The 17,463-nt window shown below is 49.8% G+C and carries 15 protein-coding genes; 11 read left to right on the forward strand and 4 right to left on the reverse strand.

The features are described from left to right. Window positions 1-103: 103 nt before the first annotated feature. Window positions 104-988: a LysR family transcriptional regulator gene (locus tag ACH1XZ_RS04770; protein WP_395594531.1), complete on the reverse strand. Its 885-nt coding sequence runs from the start codon at window positions 986-988 to the stop codon at window positions 104-106. Between the two features lie 99 nt (window positions 989-1,087). Between ACH1XZ_RS04770 and ACH1XZ_RS04775 the strand changes: the two genes are divergently transcribed. Next, window positions 1,088-1,813: an SDR family oxidoreductase gene (locus tag ACH1XZ_RS04775; protein ID WP_395594532.1), complete on the forward strand. Its 726-nt coding sequence runs from the start codon at window positions 1,088-1,090 to the stop codon at window positions 1,811-1,813. 249 nt (window positions 1,814-2,062) lie between these two features. On the opposite strand, the gene ACH1XZ_RS04780 is transcribed toward ACH1XZ_RS04775, so the two are convergent. Next, window positions 2,063-2,779, reverse strand: coding sequence for a YebC/PmpR family DNA-binding transcriptional regulator (locus ACH1XZ_RS04780; RefSeq protein ID WP_395594533.1), 717 nt, complete (start codon window positions 2,777-2,779; stop codon window positions 2,063-2,065). A 385-nt stretch (window positions 2,780-3,164) separates the two neighbouring features. On the opposite strand from ACH1XZ_RS04780, the gene ACH1XZ_RS04785 reads away from it, so the two are divergent. After that, on the forward strand, window positions 3,165-3,932 hold the full coding sequence (locus ACH1XZ_RS04785; RefSeq protein ID WP_395594534.1) for an AraC family transcriptional regulator: 768 nt from the start codon (window positions 3,165-3,167) through the stop codon (window positions 3,930-3,932). Here ACH1XZ_RS04785 and leuA read toward each other — a convergent pair. After that, window positions 3,917-5,587, reverse strand: a complete 1,671-nt coding sequence (leuA, locus tag ACH1XZ_RS04790; RefSeq protein ID WP_395594535.1) for a 2-isopropylmalate synthase — start codon at window positions 5,585-5,587, stop codon at window positions 3,917-3,919. The genes ACH1XZ_RS04785 and leuA overlap by 16 nt on opposite strands. A 336-nt stretch (window positions 5,588-5,923) precedes the next feature. Here leuA and ACH1XZ_RS04795 point away from each other — a divergent pair, with 336 nt between their 5' ends. Then, window positions 5,924-6,634, forward strand: a complete 711-nt coding sequence (locus tag ACH1XZ_RS04795) for a YnfC family lipoprotein (protein WP_395594536.1) — start codon at window positions 5,924-5,926, stop codon at window positions 6,632-6,634. Window positions 6,635-6,686: 52 nt separating this feature from the next. Here the strand turns inward: ACH1XZ_RS04795 and ACH1XZ_RS04800 are convergent, their stop codons facing one another. Continuing rightward, window positions 6,687-7,025, reverse strand: a complete 339-nt coding sequence (locus ACH1XZ_RS04800) for a DUF1283 family protein (RefSeq protein ID WP_395594537.1) — start codon at window positions 7,023-7,025, stop codon at window positions 6,687-6,689. Window positions 7,026-7,174: 149 nt separating this feature from the next. Here ACH1XZ_RS04800 and ACH1XZ_RS04805 point away from each other — a divergent pair, with 149 nt between their 5' ends. From ACH1XZ_RS04805 to yiaK, 8 genes are all read left to right on the forward strand, one after another. Further along, on the forward strand, window positions 7,175-7,501 hold the full coding sequence (locus ACH1XZ_RS04805) for a YnfA family protein (RefSeq protein ID WP_395594538.1): 327 nt from the start codon (window positions 7,175-7,177) through the stop codon (window positions 7,499-7,501). A gap of 184 nt (window positions 7,502-7,685) precedes the next feature. Continuing rightward, window positions 7,686-8,900 carry a starvation-sensing protein RspA gene (rspA, locus tag ACH1XZ_RS04810; protein ID WP_035894546.1) on the forward strand — a complete coding sequence of 405 codons (1,215 nt, stop codon included), beginning with the start codon at window positions 7,686-7,688 and terminating at the stop codon, window positions 8,898-8,900. 13 nt (window positions 8,901-8,913) lie between these two features. Next, window positions 8,914-9,933, forward strand: coding sequence for a Zn-dependent oxidoreductase (locus tag ACH1XZ_RS04815; RefSeq protein ID WP_395594539.1), 1,020 nt, complete (start codon window positions 8,914-8,916; stop codon window positions 9,931-9,933). A 50-nt stretch (window positions 9,934-9,983) separates the two neighbouring features. Next, window positions 9,984-11,360, forward strand: a complete 1,377-nt coding sequence (locus ACH1XZ_RS04820; RefSeq protein ID WP_395594540.1) for an MFS transporter — start codon at window positions 9,984-9,986, stop codon at window positions 11,358-11,360. A gap of 85 nt (window positions 11,361-11,445) precedes the next feature. After that, the gene (uxaC, locus tag ACH1XZ_RS04825) at window positions 11,446-12,852 is read left to right on the forward strand and encodes a glucuronate isomerase (protein WP_395594541.1); all 1,407 of its coding nucleotides are present in this window, start codon (window positions 11,446-11,448) and stop codon (window positions 12,850-12,852) included. A gap of 26 nt (window positions 12,853-12,878) precedes the next feature. Continuing rightward, window positions 12,879-14,420, forward strand: a complete 1,542-nt coding sequence (locus ACH1XZ_RS04830) for an MFS transporter (protein WP_395594542.1) — start codon at window positions 12,879-12,881, stop codon at window positions 14,418-14,420. 170 nt (window positions 14,421-14,590) lie between these two features. Then, complete coding sequence (locus ACH1XZ_RS04835) at window positions 14,591-16,048, forward strand: mannitol dehydrogenase family protein (RefSeq protein ID WP_395594543.1); 1,458 nt, start codon at window positions 14,591-14,593, stop codon at window positions 16,046-16,048. Window positions 16,049-16,261: 213 nt separating this feature from the next. Then, window positions 16,262-17,287 carry a 3-dehydro-L-gulonate 2-dehydrogenase gene (yiaK, locus tag ACH1XZ_RS04840; RefSeq protein ID WP_395594544.1) on the forward strand — a complete coding sequence of 342 codons (1,026 nt, stop codon included), beginning with the start codon at window positions 16,262-16,264 and terminating at the stop codon, window positions 17,285-17,287. The last annotated feature ends 176 nt before the right edge of the window (window positions 17,288-17,463 follow it).

The raw sequence follows: 17,463 nt of genomic DNA on the forward strand, positions 1-17,463 counted from the left end.
CACAACTGCAAGAACATATCATCCGTTTCAGCTCAGAGAAGTACGACATCGCCGGGTAGGCACCAGAGCCCTCGATGTCTGATGTCCTGCTACAATAGTCATCTTATATTCTGACATGATCGATAAAGGCTCTGACTTTTGGCGCCAGATGCTTCCTGCTGGAAAAATAGAGATAAAAACCGGGGAATGTCGGTAACCATGTATCCAACAGCGATACAAGTTCTCCACGTTCGATGAATGGATGAAAGGTTTCTGCCATGCCAAAACTTATTCCACCACCCGCGCATACGGTCCGGATCATCACTCCCATATCGTTGGTTGTGAGCTGTGGATTGACGTTGACGTCGAAATCACGTCCCTTTTCAGCAAATTCCCAACGATAAGGTGCGGCATCAGGTGATTTTCGCCAACCGATGCAACGATGGTTAATCAATTCATGAGGATGCTGAGGAATGCCATACTGTGAAAGATAGCGGGGAGAGGCGACAACGACTTGTCGCTGTGGGGCTGAAACTGGCACGGCAATCATATCTTGTGCGATGACTTCTCCGAGCCTGACGCCTGCATCGTAGCCTTGCGCCACAATATCAAATTCATCATCGGTAACGGTAATATCCAGTTCGATATGTGGGTAAGCGGCGATAAAATTCGCCAGCAATTTACCATCAATTATCCTTTCAGCAATTGAAGAAACCGCGAGCCGCAGTTGGCCCCGAGGTTCTCCAATACGGTCAATGGTATCAGCCAATGCGTTATTCAATTGTTCCATAGCGGGTGCAATCTCAACATAGAGCTGCTTGCCAGCTTCGGTAAGATGAATACTTCGCGTTGTCCGTAGCATCAGTGAAACACTCATTCGCTCCTCCAATCGGCGAAGTGTCTGACTAATGGCCGAACGAGTTACCCCCAACCGTTCTGCCGCGATACGAAAGTTGCGGGTTTGAGCCACGAGAACAAACACTTCGAGCGCATTTTTATCAATTGTCATTGGTTAGCCTTGGTAACTAGTCTGTTAAGTCGTGGGTGGATTATCTTTATAATTGGGCCCGCGTAAGATCACCAGTATGACGTAAACAGGAGAAGTTATATGAGCCAGAAAGTGATCTTAATTACTGGGGCATCGAGTGGTATTGGTGCAGGAATCGCGCGGGAACTTTCAAAAACAAAGTCTATTTTGTTGTTAGGTGCTCGACGTGAGGAACGTTTAGCTCTTCTGGTAGAGGAGTTACGTTTCAATGGCGTAGAAGCTGATTTCCATGTGTTGGATGTTACGAGCCAAAAATCAGTACAACAGTTTATTGACTATGCGCTGGGTAAATGGGGACGGGTTGATGTGATTATCAATAACGCCGGTATCATGCCTCTATCACTGATGGCGTCAGGTAAAGTCGATGAGTGGGACCGAATGGTCGATGTTAATATTAAGGGTGTCCTGTACGGTATTGCTGCGGTATTGCCATCAATGCTGGAGCGGGCATCGGGACATATCATTAATATTGCATCAATTGGTGCATTAACCGTATCGCCAACCGCAGCGGTTTACTGCGCGACAAAATTTGCTGTGAGGGCTATTTCTGATGGGTTACGTCAGGAAAATAGCCAGCTCAGGGTGACATGTATCCATCCTGGTGTCGTCGAAAGTGAACTTGCTAATACCATCACTGACCTTACCGCTGCGGATGCGATGAAAAGCTATCGTGCCATTGCTTTGCAGCCTGATGCCATTGGTCGGGCAGTGCGGTACGCGATTGAGCAACCAGATAATGTGGATGTTAATGAAATAGTGATCAGACCGACGCAGACACAAATGTAATTTTGGTAATGGCTGACGGTAATACGTCAGCTATTACGATTGTCTGAAGATGTCTGCGGTGTCATTGCCAATATTGAATGCGTTGAGGCGTATTCCATAAAAGAAGTCGCGTCCCCATATAATCAATAGCGACTAAAGAACAAAGCTTTAAATAAGTATAATTAATTTTTGCTAAGTGCGTTTTATTTATGATAACACTACTATAAGATAAAGAAATCTGCCATAACGACAGATTTCTTCAAATGAAAATTAGAGATTCGCAACGTTATGATATACTTTCTGTACATCATCGTCAGCTTCAAGGCCATCAACAAGCCCTTCAAAGATTGCTAAATCTTCTGGTGAAAGCTCAATTTCTGATTGTGCAATTAATTCTAATTCTGTAGTTGAGAATTCGGTAATACCAGCAGCTTTTAGCGCTGCAATGCCTTTATGCAGGTCTGTGGCTTCAGTATAAACAACGATGTTGCCTTCTTCTTCAGTGACATCGCGAACATCAACTTCAGCTTCAAGCATGATTTCAAAAATGCGATCAGGGTCTGTTCCTTTAAAAACAATCACCCCAGTGTTATCAAACATATAGCTGACAGAACCAGCCGCTCCGATATTGCCGCCTTTTTTATTGAAAATGTTGCGGACGTTAGCAATCGTACGGTTAACGTTCGAGGTCAGCGTTTCAGCGATAATCATTGAGCCACTTGGACCAAAGCCTTCATAACGACCTGGGACGAACGTCTCATCGCCGCCGCCTTTGGCTTTATCAATCGCTTTATCAATAACGTGCTTAGGGACCTGTGCTTGTTTTGCTCGTTCAATAACGAACTTTAATGCTGAGTTTGATTCTGGGTCTGGTTCGCCTTGCTTAGCCGCAGCATAGATTTCTACACCGAATTTTGCATAAACATTAGACGTTGCACCGTCTTTAGCCGTTTTTTTAGCAACAATATTGGCCCATTTACGTCCCACTGGAATGCTCTCCTCGAAAATTTATTTACATTTTTGACAGGATATTAACCTGTATATTCTTCTTTGATATTATATCATAACATGTAAAATCTCGTCTATGAAAAAAGAAAATAGAACAGTTTTACGACGTGCTACTTTAATTCAATCAAGAGTTAATATAGTGGGTGACTTATTTAATTGTTTTGTTCTGCTCTTCTGCTTTAATTATTAGCAACTGAATCGCTGTAGCAATAATATATGGGAAAAGAAGCGAAAATGGGGTGCCGATGAATATATCTGCGTTCAACGCTACTGTGATTCATTTTGCCGCGCCCGGCCGCCGACATCATACTTCCTTACATTACATTTTCTATGCTACTTTCATTTCTTTTTCAGAAATAAAGCGATGACGACGAGCCTTCAATTTAACTTCTCTACCCGGCCACTGGTTCCTTTTGCCCATGATTACCCTCACGGCGCGACGGAGCCCTGGCATAGTCACGATTGCGCGCAGTTACTGCATACGCTGAGCGGTGTCGTCAGGGTTGAAACGGAGCAGGGGTACTGGATCGTCCCACCGAGTCGGGGGGTATGGTTGCCAGCAGGGACACATCATTGCCTAAAGATTACTGGTAATGTTGCGGCTAGAACGTTGTTTATCGACCCTTTTGCCCGGGCTGACTTACCTTCAGTTTGTCAGGTCGTTCAGATTTCAGATTTGCTGCGAGAATTAATCATTAATTCGTTGTCGCTGCCCTCACACTACGCAGCCGGAAGCCGGGAAGAGAGAATCTACGAACTGATTCTGGATGAGATACGCGTAATGAACGTGCTGCCGTTTAATCTTCCTGAACCGAAAACAGCCGCATTACAGATGCTGTGTCAGCAGATCCAGAACGAACCCGGTAAATCCTGGACCGCTGCAATGGCCGCGGCCCAGCTCAACATGAGTGAAAGAACGTTGTTACGGCATTTCCAAAAACAAACGGGGCTGTCATTCAGTGAGTGGGTGCGGCGCGCAAAAGTGATGATTGCCCTCAATTATCTTGCCCAGGGGCAATCGGTTTTACGCGTGGCCCTGGAGCTCGGGTATGAAAGCCACAGCGCATTCAGTGCCATGTTCCGCCGTATTCTGGGGGCATCCCCAAGTGATTACTTTCAGTTACGCGGATAAAGTGACAATGCATTGAGCAATGCCTGCAATGACGCTCGCGCCACGTCGTTGTTAATGCACACTCCCCAACGGCTTTCGCCATCAGCAAACGTACAGCAAATATAGGCCGCAGACCGGCTCTCGTTGTGTCTGCCAAGCGTATGCTCGTGATAGTCTTCAATCGCGAAGGCTAATGTAAACTCCGATTTCAGCGCATCGGCGGCAGCGGAAAGCAACCCATTTCCTTTTCCCTTTAACGGTATGATGCCATTTGCGGTTTGAATTCGCGCGCGAAGCGAAGTTCCACCGTCCTCCAGGCTTTCACTCTGGTATTCCAGCAATTGCCACTCGGCTGCTTGAAAGCGAATATAAAGCTTACGGAATAAGTGCCAGATATCTGCCAGCGTCATTTCGCGACCATCGCTGTCAGTCTGTTTCTGAACATGATGACTAAAGTCTTGCTGCAGGCGCCGCGGGAGTTTGAGGCCGTGATTTTGCTCTAATATCCATGCCGCACCGCTTTTCCCTGACTGGCTGTTGACGCGAATCACCGCTTCGTAGCTGCAGCCAATATCGTTCGGGTCGACGGGTAGGTATGGCATTTCCCAGCGCTCACTGGCGGATTGTCCCCGAGCGGTGAATCCCTTTTTGATAGCGTCCTGGTGCGAACCCGAAAAGGCAGTAAAGGCGAGTTTACCCGCATAGGGGTGACGCGGATGGACCGGCAACTGGTTACATTGTTCGACCGCTTCGACAACATGTTTCATATCGCTAAAATCAAGTTTTGGCGAAATCCCCTGGCTGTAGAGATTCATCGCCAGCGTAACCAGACACACGTTCCCGGTACGTTCACCATTACCAAACAAGCAGCCCTCTACGCGGTCGGCGCCTGCGAGTATTGCCAGCTCCGCGCTGGCGACACCGCTTCCGCGGTCATTATGCGGATGCACGCTGATACATACAGCATTACGTCGTGAAAAATGGCGGCAAAAATACTCAATCTGATCGGCGTACACATTAGGGGTATTCACTTCAACGGTGGCAGGCAGATTAATGATCATTTGCCTTTCAGCAGAGGGCTCCCAGACATCGGCGACCGCTTCACAAATCTGCAGGGCAAAATCAGGCTCGGTAAAACAAAAGGTTTCCGGTGAGTATTCATAGCTCCAGTGGGTCTGCGGATTAGCTTCACACAATGCACGAATTTTTTGCGTTGCGCTGACGGCCAACTGAATGATCTCTTCTTTGCTTTGACGGAACACCAGTTCACGGAAAAGTGGCGCAGTGGCGTTGTACAGATGCACCGTCGCACTAGCCGCGCCATCCAGTGCCGCGAAGGTGCGTTCAATCAGATCGGTACGCGCCTGAGTGAGCACCTGAATGGTGACATCTTTTGGTATCAGATTGTCTTCAATCAGTTGGCGAACAAATTGGAAATCCGTCTCTGATGCGGCGGGAAAGGCCACTTCAATCTCCTTGAAGCCACATTTAAGCAACAGTTCCCAAAAACGTAATTTGCGGACCGAATCCATCGGTTCCGCCAACGCCTGATTACCGTCGCGCAGGTCGGTGGAAAGCCAGCGTGGAGCGTGAGCCAGCTGTTTATTCGGCCACTGGCGGTCTGGCAGAGCAATGGGAATATGAGGGGAATATTTCTGCGATGGTTCTTGTAACATGGTGACTCTCCTTTGCGTTCGACTCCCTTTATCCTGCTCAATCAGCAGTCGGATTACCGACGCAAAGGTGACAACCTATGTAGCGAAACCGCCAGGTTGCAGGTAGACCAAACTAACATACTGATTATTTCTGCCCCAGGTCCACGCGTAGGTGAAGTAATGGGGAACATCCCGGTAACAGCTATGCTACGATATTGATTAATATAGCCATACTATAAATACACTCATGCCTGACACCAGGAGAAAGAGTGCCCACGAGATAGCGTGCTGGTTAAGGTGCGAATTGCTATTAACGTGCTAATAGAATTGGAAAAAATTCTGAAACAGGATTGTGACGTGAAGAAACTGATCTTACTGGCCTGCGTGATGACCGTACTCGCCGGCTGTGATAACAATAATTCCCCTGCGGCATTCACCCCAGAAATGGCGAGTTTTTCTAATGAGTTTGATTTTGACCCGCTGCGCGGCCCGGTTAAGGATTTCAGCCAGACGTTGCTCAATGAGAAAGGCGAGGTGGCGAAGCGCGTGAGTGCGCAGTTGTCACAGGAAGGGTGTTTCGACCTGCTGGAGTTTCATGATATTGAGCAGGATACCGGCGCGCTGCTGGTGCTGAACGCTAACTATTACCTCGATGGCGTCACCCATGAAAAACGTGTCCTTCTCCAGGGGAAATGCCAACTGGCTGAGTTTCCGTCAGCGGGCGTCAAATGGGAGACCGATGACAATGGTTTCGTGGTGAAAGCGCTCGGTAAGGACGGCGAGGTGGACTACCATTACGATAGCGAGGGTTATCCGCTGGGTAAGGTGTCGACGCAAAAAGGCATCACGCTGTCGGTTATCTCAACGCCGTCGCAGGACGCTCGTAAAAAACTCGACTACACCGCGGTGAGCCTGCTCAACAAGAAGCCCGCAGGGAATGTGACCCAGAGCTGCGACTATGATAGACACGACAACCCGGTGAGCTGCGACCTGACCATTGTTGACCAGAGTGTGACCCCATCGGTCACTGAGCATTACACCATTAAGAACTCGATTCAGTATTATTAAACGGATGATGTTGAATAGAAAAGGGCGCTAAACAGCGCCCTTTTTAATGTGGTTATCTGATGCTTCGTCCGGTTGAACGGTCAAGGCAGCGTAGGGTATTCGGTTCCCAGTACGCGTTCACGTTGGTGCTTTTCAGACAGTTGTCACGGGCGTCAAAAGCAACATCTTCTTTATCCCACTCTTTTTCAACGCGTTTGTTAACTTTCTGACGCAGCTGACGGGTGTCGTTCCATTGCTCTTTATCCATCGCCGCATTCTGGCGACTCTGCGCGCTATCGCCAGATTCAATAACCAGTTTGTTGGTTTCAGCGGAAGCCGAGGCGGTGTACACAAAGGCACCCAGCGTCAGCATAGCCGTCAGGCACAGGCGTTTGCTAAGTGTAATTTTCATCGATGAGTTCCTTTAACGTAGTGAAAACGATGACTCCTGAATTCAGTCTACTACAACTCTCCCCACCGGCATACCCGTGAAAATAGCGTGGTCGAATGTGCTTGATATTTGGGTATGATAGGCAATTCGTATGTTGATGATGAATAACGATGTTAAAGACCTCTCTACTCTTTTTTGCCACCGCGCTGTGTGAAATTATTGGCTGTTATCTGCCATGGCTTTGGTTGAAGCGGGGCGCGACACCTTTGCTGCTGGCCCCTGCGGGGCTTGCACTGGCTATGTTTGTCTGGCTTTTAACGCTGCATCCTGCTGCCAGCGGCCGTGTGTATGCGGCCTACGGCGGCGTTTATATCTTCACCGCGCTGCTGTGGTTACGTGTTGTCGAAGGTGAAAAGCTCACCGCTTACGACTGGCTCGGTGCCGCGGTAGCGCTGTGCGGAATGCTGATCATCGTCGCCGGTTGGGGACGTAGCTAATACGCGGCCTGAATGGGCCGCTCTGACTCATTTCTCTTCGTAATTCCTCATCATTTACCTCGCCGCTAACCGCTGAATTTTTGTGATCTTCACCAGTAATTTTCGATCTTTATACTTGTATGGTAGTCGACTGAGGCGTAAGTTCGCCGCACTAACCGATAAGATGTGAATTTAAGGATTGAAGATGAAAATTGTGGGTGCTGAGGTTTTTGTAACCTGTCCTGGACGTAACTTCGTCACGCTGAAAATTACCACCGATAGCGGCCTGGTCGGCTACGGTGATGCAACCTTAAATGGTCGCGAACTGCCCGTTGCCTCCTACCTGAAGGATCATCTGTGCCCGCAGTTGGTGGGGCGCGATGCGCACCGCATCGAAGACATCTGGCAGTTCTTCTATAAAGGCGCTTACTGGCGTCGCGGGCCGGTGACAATGTCCGCTATCTCGGCGGTTGATATGGCGCTGTGGGACATTAAAGCCAAAGCCGCCAACATGCCGCTGTACCAGTTGCTGGGTGGCGCCTCCCGCGAAGGCGTGATGGTTTACTGCCACACCACCGGTCGTACCATTGATGAGGTACTGGAAGATTACGCGCGTCATAAAGAGATGGGTTTCAAAGCCATTCGCGTGCAGTGCGGCGTACCGGGTATGAAAACCACCTATGGCATGTCCAAAGGTAAAGGTCTGGCCTACGAACCAGCCACCAAAGGGCAGTGGCCGGAAGAACAACTGTGGTCGACCGAGAAGTATCTCGACTTCACGCCGAAACTTTTTGATGCCGTACGTAGCGAATTTGGTTTTGACGAACACCTGCTGCACGACATGCACCATCGCCTGACCCCAATTGAAGCGGCGCGTTTTGGTAAGAGCATCGAAGATTACCGCCTGTTCTGGATGGAAGACCCTACGCCAGCCGAGAACCAGGAGTGCTTCCGCCTTATTCGCCAGCACACCGTGACCCCGATTGCGGTTGGTGAAGTGTTCAACAGCATCTGGGATTGTAAACAGCTGATTGAAGAACAGCTGATTGACTATATCCGCACCACCATTACGCACGCGGGCGGCATCACCGGTATGCGCCGCATTGCCGACTTTGCCTCGCTCTATCAGGTACGTACGGGTTCTCATGGTCCATCGGATCTCTCTCCGGTTTGCATGGCGGCTGCGCTGCACTTTGACCTGTGGGTACCAAACTTCGGCGTGCAGGAATACATGGGTTATTCCGAGCAGATGCTGGAAGTCTTCCCGCATAGCTGGACCTTCGATAATGGCTATATGCACCCTGGCGACAAACCGGGATTAGGCATCGAGTTTGATGAAAAACTGGCAGCAAAATATCCGTATGAGCCTGCCTATCTGCCGGTAGCACGCCTGGAAGATGGCACATTGTGGAACTGGTAATAAGGAATCCAGAATGAAAAGCATTGTGATTAAAGAGCCAAACACGCTCGTGATTGAAGACAGGGAGCGGGCAGAGCCGGGAATCGGGGAAGTGCGCGTAAAAGTAAAAATGGCGGGTATCTGCGGTTCTGATAGCCATATTTACCGCGGCCACAACCCGTTTGCGCGTTACCCACGCGTTATCGGACACGAATTCTTCGGCGTGATTGATGCGGTCGGTGAAGGTGTTACCGATAAGAAAATCGGCCAGCGTGTCTGTGTCGACCCGGTTATTAGCTGTGGTCATTGCTACCCGTGCTCGGTGGGAAAACCTAACGTATGTACTTCGTTGGTGGTGCTCGGTGTCCATCGTGATGGCGGTTTTAGTGAATATGCGGTGGTTCCGGCAAAAAATGCCTGGTTGGTCGCCGACAATATTGCCGACCACCACGCGGTGATGGTTGAGCCTTTTACCATCGCGGCTAACGTGACCGGGCAGGTTAAGCCAACGGAAGCGGACGTAGCCTTAATTTACGGCGCGGGCCCAATGGGTTTAACGACCTTGCAGGCGCTGAAAGGGGTCTATCACGTTAAACAAGTGATTGTTGCCGACAGAATAAATGAACGGCTGGCGATGGCAGAACGTTGTGGCGCCGATTGGGTTATCAACAATGGCGACAAACCGCTGGCGGATTGGCTGGAAGAGAAGGGCATTAAACCGACGCTTATTGTCGATGCCGCCTGCCATCCAGCGATTCTACAGGAGGCCATTACGCTGGCTTCCCCGGCCGCGCGTATTGTGTTGATGGGCTTCTCAAGCGATCCCTCAACAATTACCCAGCAGGGGATTACCGGCAAAGAGCTGTCCATTTTCTCTTCACGCCTGAACGCGAATAAATTCCCGGTAGTTCTGGAATGGCTGGAAAAAGGGTTAATTGATCCCGACAAATTAATTACGCATTACTTCAATTATCACCATGTAATTGATGCAATCGAACTGTTTGAAAAAGACCAAAAGTCTTGCTGTAAGGTCCTGCTTACGTTCGATAAATAAAACAAAATAATGCGATTAAGCTGTTCGCATCTTACCTAGAGATGACTGCAATGACGCAATTAACACATGAAAGAACGACATCTGATTTAGTAAGAGCCGCTGTTTCTGGTTGGCTTGGAACTGCATTGGAGTTTATGGATTTTCAACTCTATTCCTTAGGTGCGGCATTAGTTTTCCATGAGATATTTTTCCCTGAACAGTCTGCGGCAATGGCCTTAATTCTGGCGATGGGAACCTACGGCGCGGGATATATCGCACGCATTATTGGCGCCGTTATTTTCGGCAAAATGGGGGACCGTGTAGGACGTAAAAAGGTGCTGTTTATTACCATCACCATGATGGGAATATGTACTACCTTGATTGGCGTGTTACCCACCTACGCACAGATTGGCATTTTTGCGCCTGTACTGTTGGTGACATTACGCGTTATTCAAGGGTTAGGAGCCGGGGCTGAAATTTCAGGCGCAGGCACGATGCTGGCGGAATATGCCCCTAAAGGCAAACGTGGGTTAATTTCATCTTTAGTGGCGATGGGCACAAACTGCGGAACGCTGACCGCGACCGCTATCTGGGCCGTGATGTTCTTCCTGCTCGATCGTGAAGCGCTGGTGGCATGGGGCTGGCGCGTGCCTTTCCTGGCAAGCGTTGTGGTGATGATCTTTGCTATCTGGCTGCGTCTGAATCTGAAAGAGAGCCCGGTGTTTGAGAAAGTCAGCGAAGGAGAGGCATTGGTGAGCCACGCTTCGGCCTGTGACAACAGCATTGGCGCGATGTTTCGCAGTAAATCTTTCTGGCTGGCAACGGGACTTCGATTTGGTCAGGCGGGGAACTCAGGGTTAATTCAGACCTTCCTTGCAGGGTATCTTGTACAGACGCTGCTGTTTGATAAAAAGATCCCAACGGATGCGCTAATGATTAGCTCGATTATCGGCTTCCTGACGATTCCACTACTTGGCTGGTTGTCGGATAAATATGGTCGACGTCTGCCTTATATCTTACTCAGCATTTCAGCCATTATTCTCGCGTACCCGATGCTGGCTATTATCGTGGATAAAACCTACAGCGCCAGCGTGATAATGCTGTCTATTATCATTGTCCATAACTTCGCGGTGCTGGGACTGTTTGCGTTGGAGAATATTACGATGGCCGAAATGTTTGGCTCTCGTAATCGTTTTACTCGCATGGCTATCTCGAAAGAGGCGGGTGGTCTGGTAGCCGTTGGTTTTGGACCGGTGCTTGCAGGTGTTTTCTGTAACATGACGGGTTCCTGGTATCCGATTGTCATCATGCTGGTTTGCTATTCGCTGATTGGCCTTATTTCTGCATTGATGATGCCGGAAGTTTGCGACCGAGACCTAAGCCTTGCCGCAGATGCAGCCGATATGCAGCCTGCAGAAGAGAAAAAAACCAACCAACAATATGCTTGATAATCTGCCCATCGCCGCAGGGTGATGGGTATTTAATTATAGAAATGACATCCTCAACCCATACAAATTAGGTTAATAAAATATTATGAGCTTTATTAACGATCGATTCATGATCGAGAGTGAAGTTGGTGCTCGGTTATATAAAGATGTAGCCGCTCAATTACCAATTATCGACTATCACTGTCACCTTGATGCAAAAGAGATCTACGAAAATAAGAACTTCGATAATATCACTCAGCTATGGCTGGCAGGAGACCATTATAAATGGCGCGCAATGCGTGCTAACGGTATTGCCGAACATTATATTACCGGGACGGCTACGGCGGAGGAGAAATTTAAAGCCTGGGCTGAAACCGTAGAAGCGGCTTTTGGTAATCCGCTGTATCACTGGACCCATCTGGAGCTGAATAAATATTTCGGCTGTAATGACATGTTGAGCAGTGAAAACTGGCAGCAGGTAATGCAGCACTGTAATGAACAAATTACCACGGATGATTTTAAACCCCGCCGCCTGATTGAACGTTCAAACGTGGCCGTCATTTGTACCACCGATGCACCGTTGGACTCGCTGGAATATCATCGTCTGCTCAAGCAGGATACCACCTTCAAAACGCAGGTGCTGCCAACGTTCCGACCGGATGACCTGTTTATCGAAGATGCGCAGGCCTTCGCTCAGTTTGCCGACAAACTCGCGCAGATAACGGGAGCGGAGATCCATGCTTTTGGCGATTTCTCGGCGGCATTGGCTAAGAGAATTGACCATTTCCATGAAACGGGGTGCCGTATCTCGGATCATGGCCCGGTCACCGTAGAGTATCAGCCAGCGGATGACGCCTGCCTCGACGCCTTGTTCAGCAAGAAGCGTCACGGTGAATCGTTGACCGATCACGAGACCGCGCAGCTCAATAGCGCTCTGTTTGTCATGCTGGCCCGCGAATATAAAAAGCGCGGCTGGGCGATGCAAATCCATTTTGGCGCCATCCGTAGTAATAACACGCAGATGCTGCACAAACTGGGAATCAATACCGGTTTTGACTCCATTGCCGATCAAACCCATTTGGCTGCGGGCTTGAACCGCCTGCTGGACGCCATGGCGCAGAATAACGGTCTGCCGAAGACCATTCTTTATAACCTGAACGCCAGCTACAACGACGTAGTCGCGACCACTATTGCCAACTTCCAGTCCGGTGAAGACGGCGTGAAATCGCCAATCCAATTCGGCTCTGGCTGGTGGTTTAACGATACCCGTCGCGGCATGGAAAATCAGCTCAACAGCCTGGCTGACCAGGGCTTATTAATGCACTTTGTCGGCATGCTGACGGATTCCCGTAGCCTGGTGTCCTACACCCGCCATGATTATTTCCGCCGTATTCTTTGCAACGTAATTGGTGGTTGGGTTGACCGTGGAGAGGTTCCTGATAATGAGAGGATCTTAACGCGGATGATTAAAAATATTTGTCACGATAACGCCGTTAATTATTTCAGATTCTAACGTCCTTCCTTACTTGAGGGTAGAACATGTCTCGTACTAATAGAAAAATAACAATCCCTGTCAGTATTGGCTATGGCTTAACAGATATTATGGGCGGCGGTGCGTTTACCGTTATCGGTGCCTGGCTTTTATTCTTTTACACGACATTTGTAGGTTTATCGCCGGTTGAAGCCGCTTCCATCGTCGCGATTGCTCGTATTGTCGATGCGGTCGTCAGTCTGTTTATGGGGAGCTTTACCGATCACTTTTATAAAAACCCACTGGGTAAGCGTTTTGGCCGTCGCCGTTTCTTCCTGTTGATCGGTGCGCCGTTGATGCTGGTTTATATTCTGCTATGGGTCACCGGAATGAGCTTCTGGTTCTACCTGTCGGTCTACCTGGCCTTTGAAATCATTGCGGCCATTGTATTGATCCCGTGGGAGACGTTACCGTCTGAAATGACAAAGGATTTCAACTCACGAACCAAGCTCTCTACCTGCCGTATGTTCCTGTCGGCATCCGGGACCTTCCTCGCCACCTTTATTCCGGGTTTATTGATCAACCATTTTGGCGAACACGATCCGCACGCCTACTTTATTAACGGTGTGGTCTTCGCGGTACTGTTCATGTTCTGCGTGTTTATTTCCTGGAAAGTCACCTGGGAGCGCGAGTTAACGCCAGAGATGCTGGCTGAGCTGGAATGCGCTCGTCAACCGCGCTCATTCACGGAAAAACTCGCCGCAGTTGGCAACCTGTTTAAAGAGTATTTCTCAACGCTGAAGGTTCGTGCGTTCAGGAAACATCTGGCTATCTATCTGTTCTCATTTACGGCGAAAGATGTTTATAACACGGTATTTGTCTTCTTCTGTGTCTACTGCCTGAACGTGTCGCCATCGCTGTCCGGGACGCTGCTGTCGATGAGTATTGTCGGTCTGCCGGTAACGCTGTTGGCTGGGGTGGCCATCATTAAATTTGGCCCATCGCGTCTGTACGTCTTCGCCTATACCCTGATGATGCTGTGCCTGGTCGGGCTGTTTATGGTTTACCAGTTCCCGACCGATAACAAAATCACCATTCTGGTCGTGCTGGCGGCATTGTATCAGGTGGGCCGCTGTGTTCTGGAGTTCACGCCGTGGAACGTATTCCCGTTCATCCCGGATATTGATGAGATGATCACTCGTCAACGCCGTGAAGGCTTGTTTGCCGCGGTAATGACGTTCTCCCGTAAAACGACGGTAGCGATCGCCACCTTTATTGTGGGGGTGATGCTGCAAGAAGGGGGCTTTGTGAAGGGAAGTCAAGTACAGCCTGAAAGCGCGGTCAATACCATTGCGATGCTGCTGTTCATTGGGACGGCGGGTCTGCTGCTGATTGCGCTGTGGCAGGCGGTGACTTTCCGACTCAATAAACGCACGCACAAGATCTTTGTTGATGAAGTAGAGCGTCTGAAAGCGAAAGGTTCGAAACACGATGTGACGCCAGAAACCCGCCATATTGTTGAAGACCTGACCGGATACTCTTATGACGATCTGTGGAACGAGCCACAGCAAGCGGGCAGCAAGCTGAGCCGTCCTGCGCAGGTCAACTAACGTCCTGCCGTGACAGCATGGGTATGAAGCGATGACTTTTGCCTATGCTGTCACACAACTTAAAAATCATGTCATACCAATCGCCAATATATTAACGCAAATCAAAATCTCCTCAGATGAACTCGTTAATCTAGTATGGCAATCAACATTCTCTACAGTGAGTCAAAAAGATGCAGAATACGCTATTAACCGCTAAGGCAACTCTCCCGACCTACGATCGCAGCAAACTGGTGTCACGCATCGTGCACCTGGGCTTTGGAGCATTCCACCGCGCCCATCAGGCTGTTTACGCCGATATCCTCGCCTCAGAACACGGCAGCGATTGGGGTTATACCGAAGTTAACCTGATCGGCGGTGAGCAGCAGATTGCCGACCTGAATCATCAGGACAATTTATACACCGTGGCAGAAATGTCCGCGGATGCATGGACTGCCCGCGTGGTGGGCGTCGTCAAAGAAGCGCTGCATGCCCAGGTCGATGGTCTGGAAACCGTGCTGGCAAAAATGTGTGAGCCGCAGGTCGCAATCGTCTCTCTGACCATCACCGAAAAAGGCTATTGCCATTCTCCGGCGACCGGCCAACTGATGCTCGATCACCCATTTATCGTGGCTGACCTGCAAAACCCGCATCAGCCGAAATCCGCCCCTGGCGTGGTTGTTGAAGCGCTGGCGCGTCGTAAAGCGGCAGGTCTGCCGGCATTCAGCGTGATGTCATGCGACAACATGCCAGAAAACGGTCATGTAATGCGTAACGTTGTCTGCGCCTATGCGCGCGCTGTCGATGCGGGTCTGGCCGATTGGATTGAGTCGCACGTGACGTTCCCATCTACCATGGTTGACCGTATCGTTCCTGCCGTCACCCCAGATACACTGGACAAAATTGAACAACTGACCGGCGTTCGCGATCCGGCTGGCGTTGCATGTGAACCGTTCCGTCAGTGGGTTATCGAAGATAATTTCGTGGCAGGTCGCCCGGCGTGGGAAAAGGCGGGTGCTGAGCTGGTTAGCGATGTCATTCCGTTTGAAGAGATGAAGCTGCGTATGCTGAACGGCAGCCACTCATTCCTGGCATATCTGGGCTATCTGGCGGGCTACCAGCATATCAACGACTGCATGGGGGACGAAAATTACCGTCGCGCGGCGCATGATCTGATGCTGAAAGAACAGGCGCCAACGCTGAAAGTGCAGAACGTCGATCTGGCGCGCTATGCTGACCTGCTTATTGAGCGCTATACCAACCCGGCCCTGCGCCACCGTACCTGGCAAATTGCGATGGACGGTAGTCAGAAGTTGCCTCAGCGTATGCTGGATTCCGTGCGCTGGCATCTGGCGGATAACAGCAGCTTCGCGCTGCTGGCGCTGGGCGTAGCGGGCTGGATGCGCTATGTCGGCGGTGTTGATGAGCAAGGTAACGCCATCGAAGTGTGCGATCCGCTGCTGCCAGTGATTCAGGCGGCGGTACAGCAGAGCGAAGAGGGTGAACCTCGCGTGAAAGCTCTGCTGGCAATCGAAGCTATCTTCGGCAAAGATCTGCCGCAGGTAGGGCAGTTTGTGGACCAGGTGACGACTGCCTATCTGTCGCTGTTGAGCAAAGGTGCCAAAGCGACCGTCGCTGCTATCGCTCAGTAAATGCTTTTCGTGCCGCCGTTCTGGCGGCACGCTTTCCTTTATTCTCCAGGTATTGCCTCTCATCGTTATTTCCCCTACGGATTATGCGTTATCGCTTTTTACCGTCATTAGCGGTCGTTTTGTGACCGTGATAGGTTTTTTTATTTACTCATACTTGTATGGTAGTTACTGTAATGATTTATCCTGATGACTTATTGGACTGGAGATTAAACCATGACAAAAATTTCATTTAGTGAAATGAAGCGTACGGTTAAACAAGCATTTCTCAATGTTGGACTCAGTGAGACGCAGGCAGATATTTGTGCTCAGATTCATACTGAAACCAGCTGTGATGGAATTTTCTCTCATGGGCTTAATCGCGTGGCGCGGTTTGTTGATTACGTTAATAAAGGCTGGGTCGATATTCACGCGGAACCTGAGTTAATTAAATCGCTGGCTTCCATGGAAATTTATGATGGCGGCCGCGGTATTGGCATTACTAACGCGTTATTTGCCACTGAGCGCGCCATGGCGTTAGCAAAAGAATACGGCGTTGGCATTGTCGGCATGCGTAATACCACCCACTGGATGCGTGGGGGAACATATGGATGGAAAGCCGCCCAGCAGGGATATGCAGCAATGTGCTGGACGAATACGGAATCCTGTATGCCTGCCTGGGGAGCCAAAAACACGCGCTTGGGGAATAATCCGTTTGTCATGGCGGTTCCTATGGAAGAGGGAGCGCTGGTCCTCGATATGGCCATGTCGCAATATGCCTATGGCAAACTGCAAGTCACGCGGCTGAAAGGTGAAAAACTGCCATACCCCGGCGGTTACGATAAAGAGGGGAATTTGACCGATGAACCGGGGCCAATCGAAGAGTCGATGCGCATTCTGCCAACAGGCTACTGGAAAGGGTCGGGTATGGCGATTCTGCTTGATGCGATGGCGGCATTTCTGACTGCCGGCTCGCCAACCAATGAGATTGATAAGGTTCAGCAGGGTAGTTGCACCGGGGCAAGTCAGGTCTATATGGTCTTTGATCCGGCGCATTTCGGCGGCACTGAATGGAGTGACTCGATGGCCAAAAGCGTGGCTGACTACGTTAAAACCTCAACACCGGCTGAAGGTTGTCACGAAGTCTTCTATCCTGGGGAAATGGAAATGCGTAACCGCGCCAACTTTATGCGTTCCGGGATCCCCGTTGACGATGGTGTATGGACAGAAGTTCAGCAGCTAGCGGAACGTAAGGGATCATGATCGACGGTAGGCCGGATAAGCGAAGCGCCATCCGGCAAATCTCGCGCGCATTGCCGGATGGCGCTTCGCTTATCCGGCCTACAACAAAATAGCAGGATGACGCTTCTCTATGTTCCTTTAAGTAATTTGAAATAATGGACGGTTATTTTCACACTGAAACTATCATTTTGGTGAAT

It is taken from the genome of Kluyvera chengduensis, assembly GCF_044197065.1.
GTDB lineage: Bacteria > Pseudomonadota > Gammaproteobacteria > Enterobacterales > Enterobacteriaceae > Kluyvera > Kluyvera ascorbata_C.

Bases quoted from the DNA above. Each gene is read 5' to 3' on its own strand.
- ACH1XZ_RS04770 (WP_395594531.1), bottom strand. From the start codon at position 988: ATGACAATTGATAAAAATGCGCTCGAAGTGTTTGTTCTCGTGGCTCAA.
- ACH1XZ_RS04775 (WP_395594532.1), top strand. From the start codon at position 1,088: ATGAGCCAGAAAGTGATCTTAATTACTGGGGCATCGAGTGGTATTGGT.
- ACH1XZ_RS04785 (WP_395594534.1), top strand. From the start codon at position 3,165: ATGACGACGAGCCTTCAATTTAACTTCTCTACCCGGCCACTGGTTCCT.
- leuA (WP_395594535.1), bottom strand. From the start codon at position 5,587: ATGTTACAAGAACCATCGCAGAAATATTCCCCTCATATTCCCATTGCT.
- ACH1XZ_RS04800 (WP_395594537.1), bottom strand. From the start codon at position 7,025: ATGAAAATTACACTTAGCAAACGCCTGTGCCTGACGGCTATGCTGACG.
- ACH1XZ_RS04805 (WP_395594538.1), top strand. From the start codon at position 7,175: ATGTTAAAGACCTCTCTACTCTTTTTTGCCACCGCGCTGTGTGAAATT.
- rspA (WP_035894546.1), top strand. From the start codon at position 7,686: ATGAAAATTGTGGGTGCTGAGGTTTTTGTAACCTGTCCTGGACGTAAC.
- ACH1XZ_RS04815 (WP_395594539.1), top strand. From the start codon at position 8,914: ATGAAAAGCATTGTGATTAAAGAGCCAAACACGCTCGTGATTGAAGAC.
- ACH1XZ_RS04820 (WP_395594540.1), top strand. From the start codon at position 9,984: ATGACGCAATTAACACATGAAAGAACGACATCTGATTTAGTAAGAGCC.
- uxaC (WP_395594541.1), top strand. From the start codon at position 11,446: ATGAGCTTTATTAACGATCGATTCATGATCGAGAGTGAAGTTGGTGCT.
- ACH1XZ_RS04830 (WP_395594542.1), top strand. From the start codon at position 12,879: ATGTCTCGTACTAATAGAAAAATAACAATCCCTGTCAGTATTGGCTAT.
- ACH1XZ_RS04835 (WP_395594543.1), top strand. From the start codon at position 14,591: ATGCAGAATACGCTATTAACCGCTAAGGCAACTCTCCCGACCTACGAT.
- yiaK (WP_395594544.1), top strand. From the start codon at position 16,262: ATGACAAAAATTTCATTTAGTGAAATGAAGCGTACGGTTAAACAAGCA.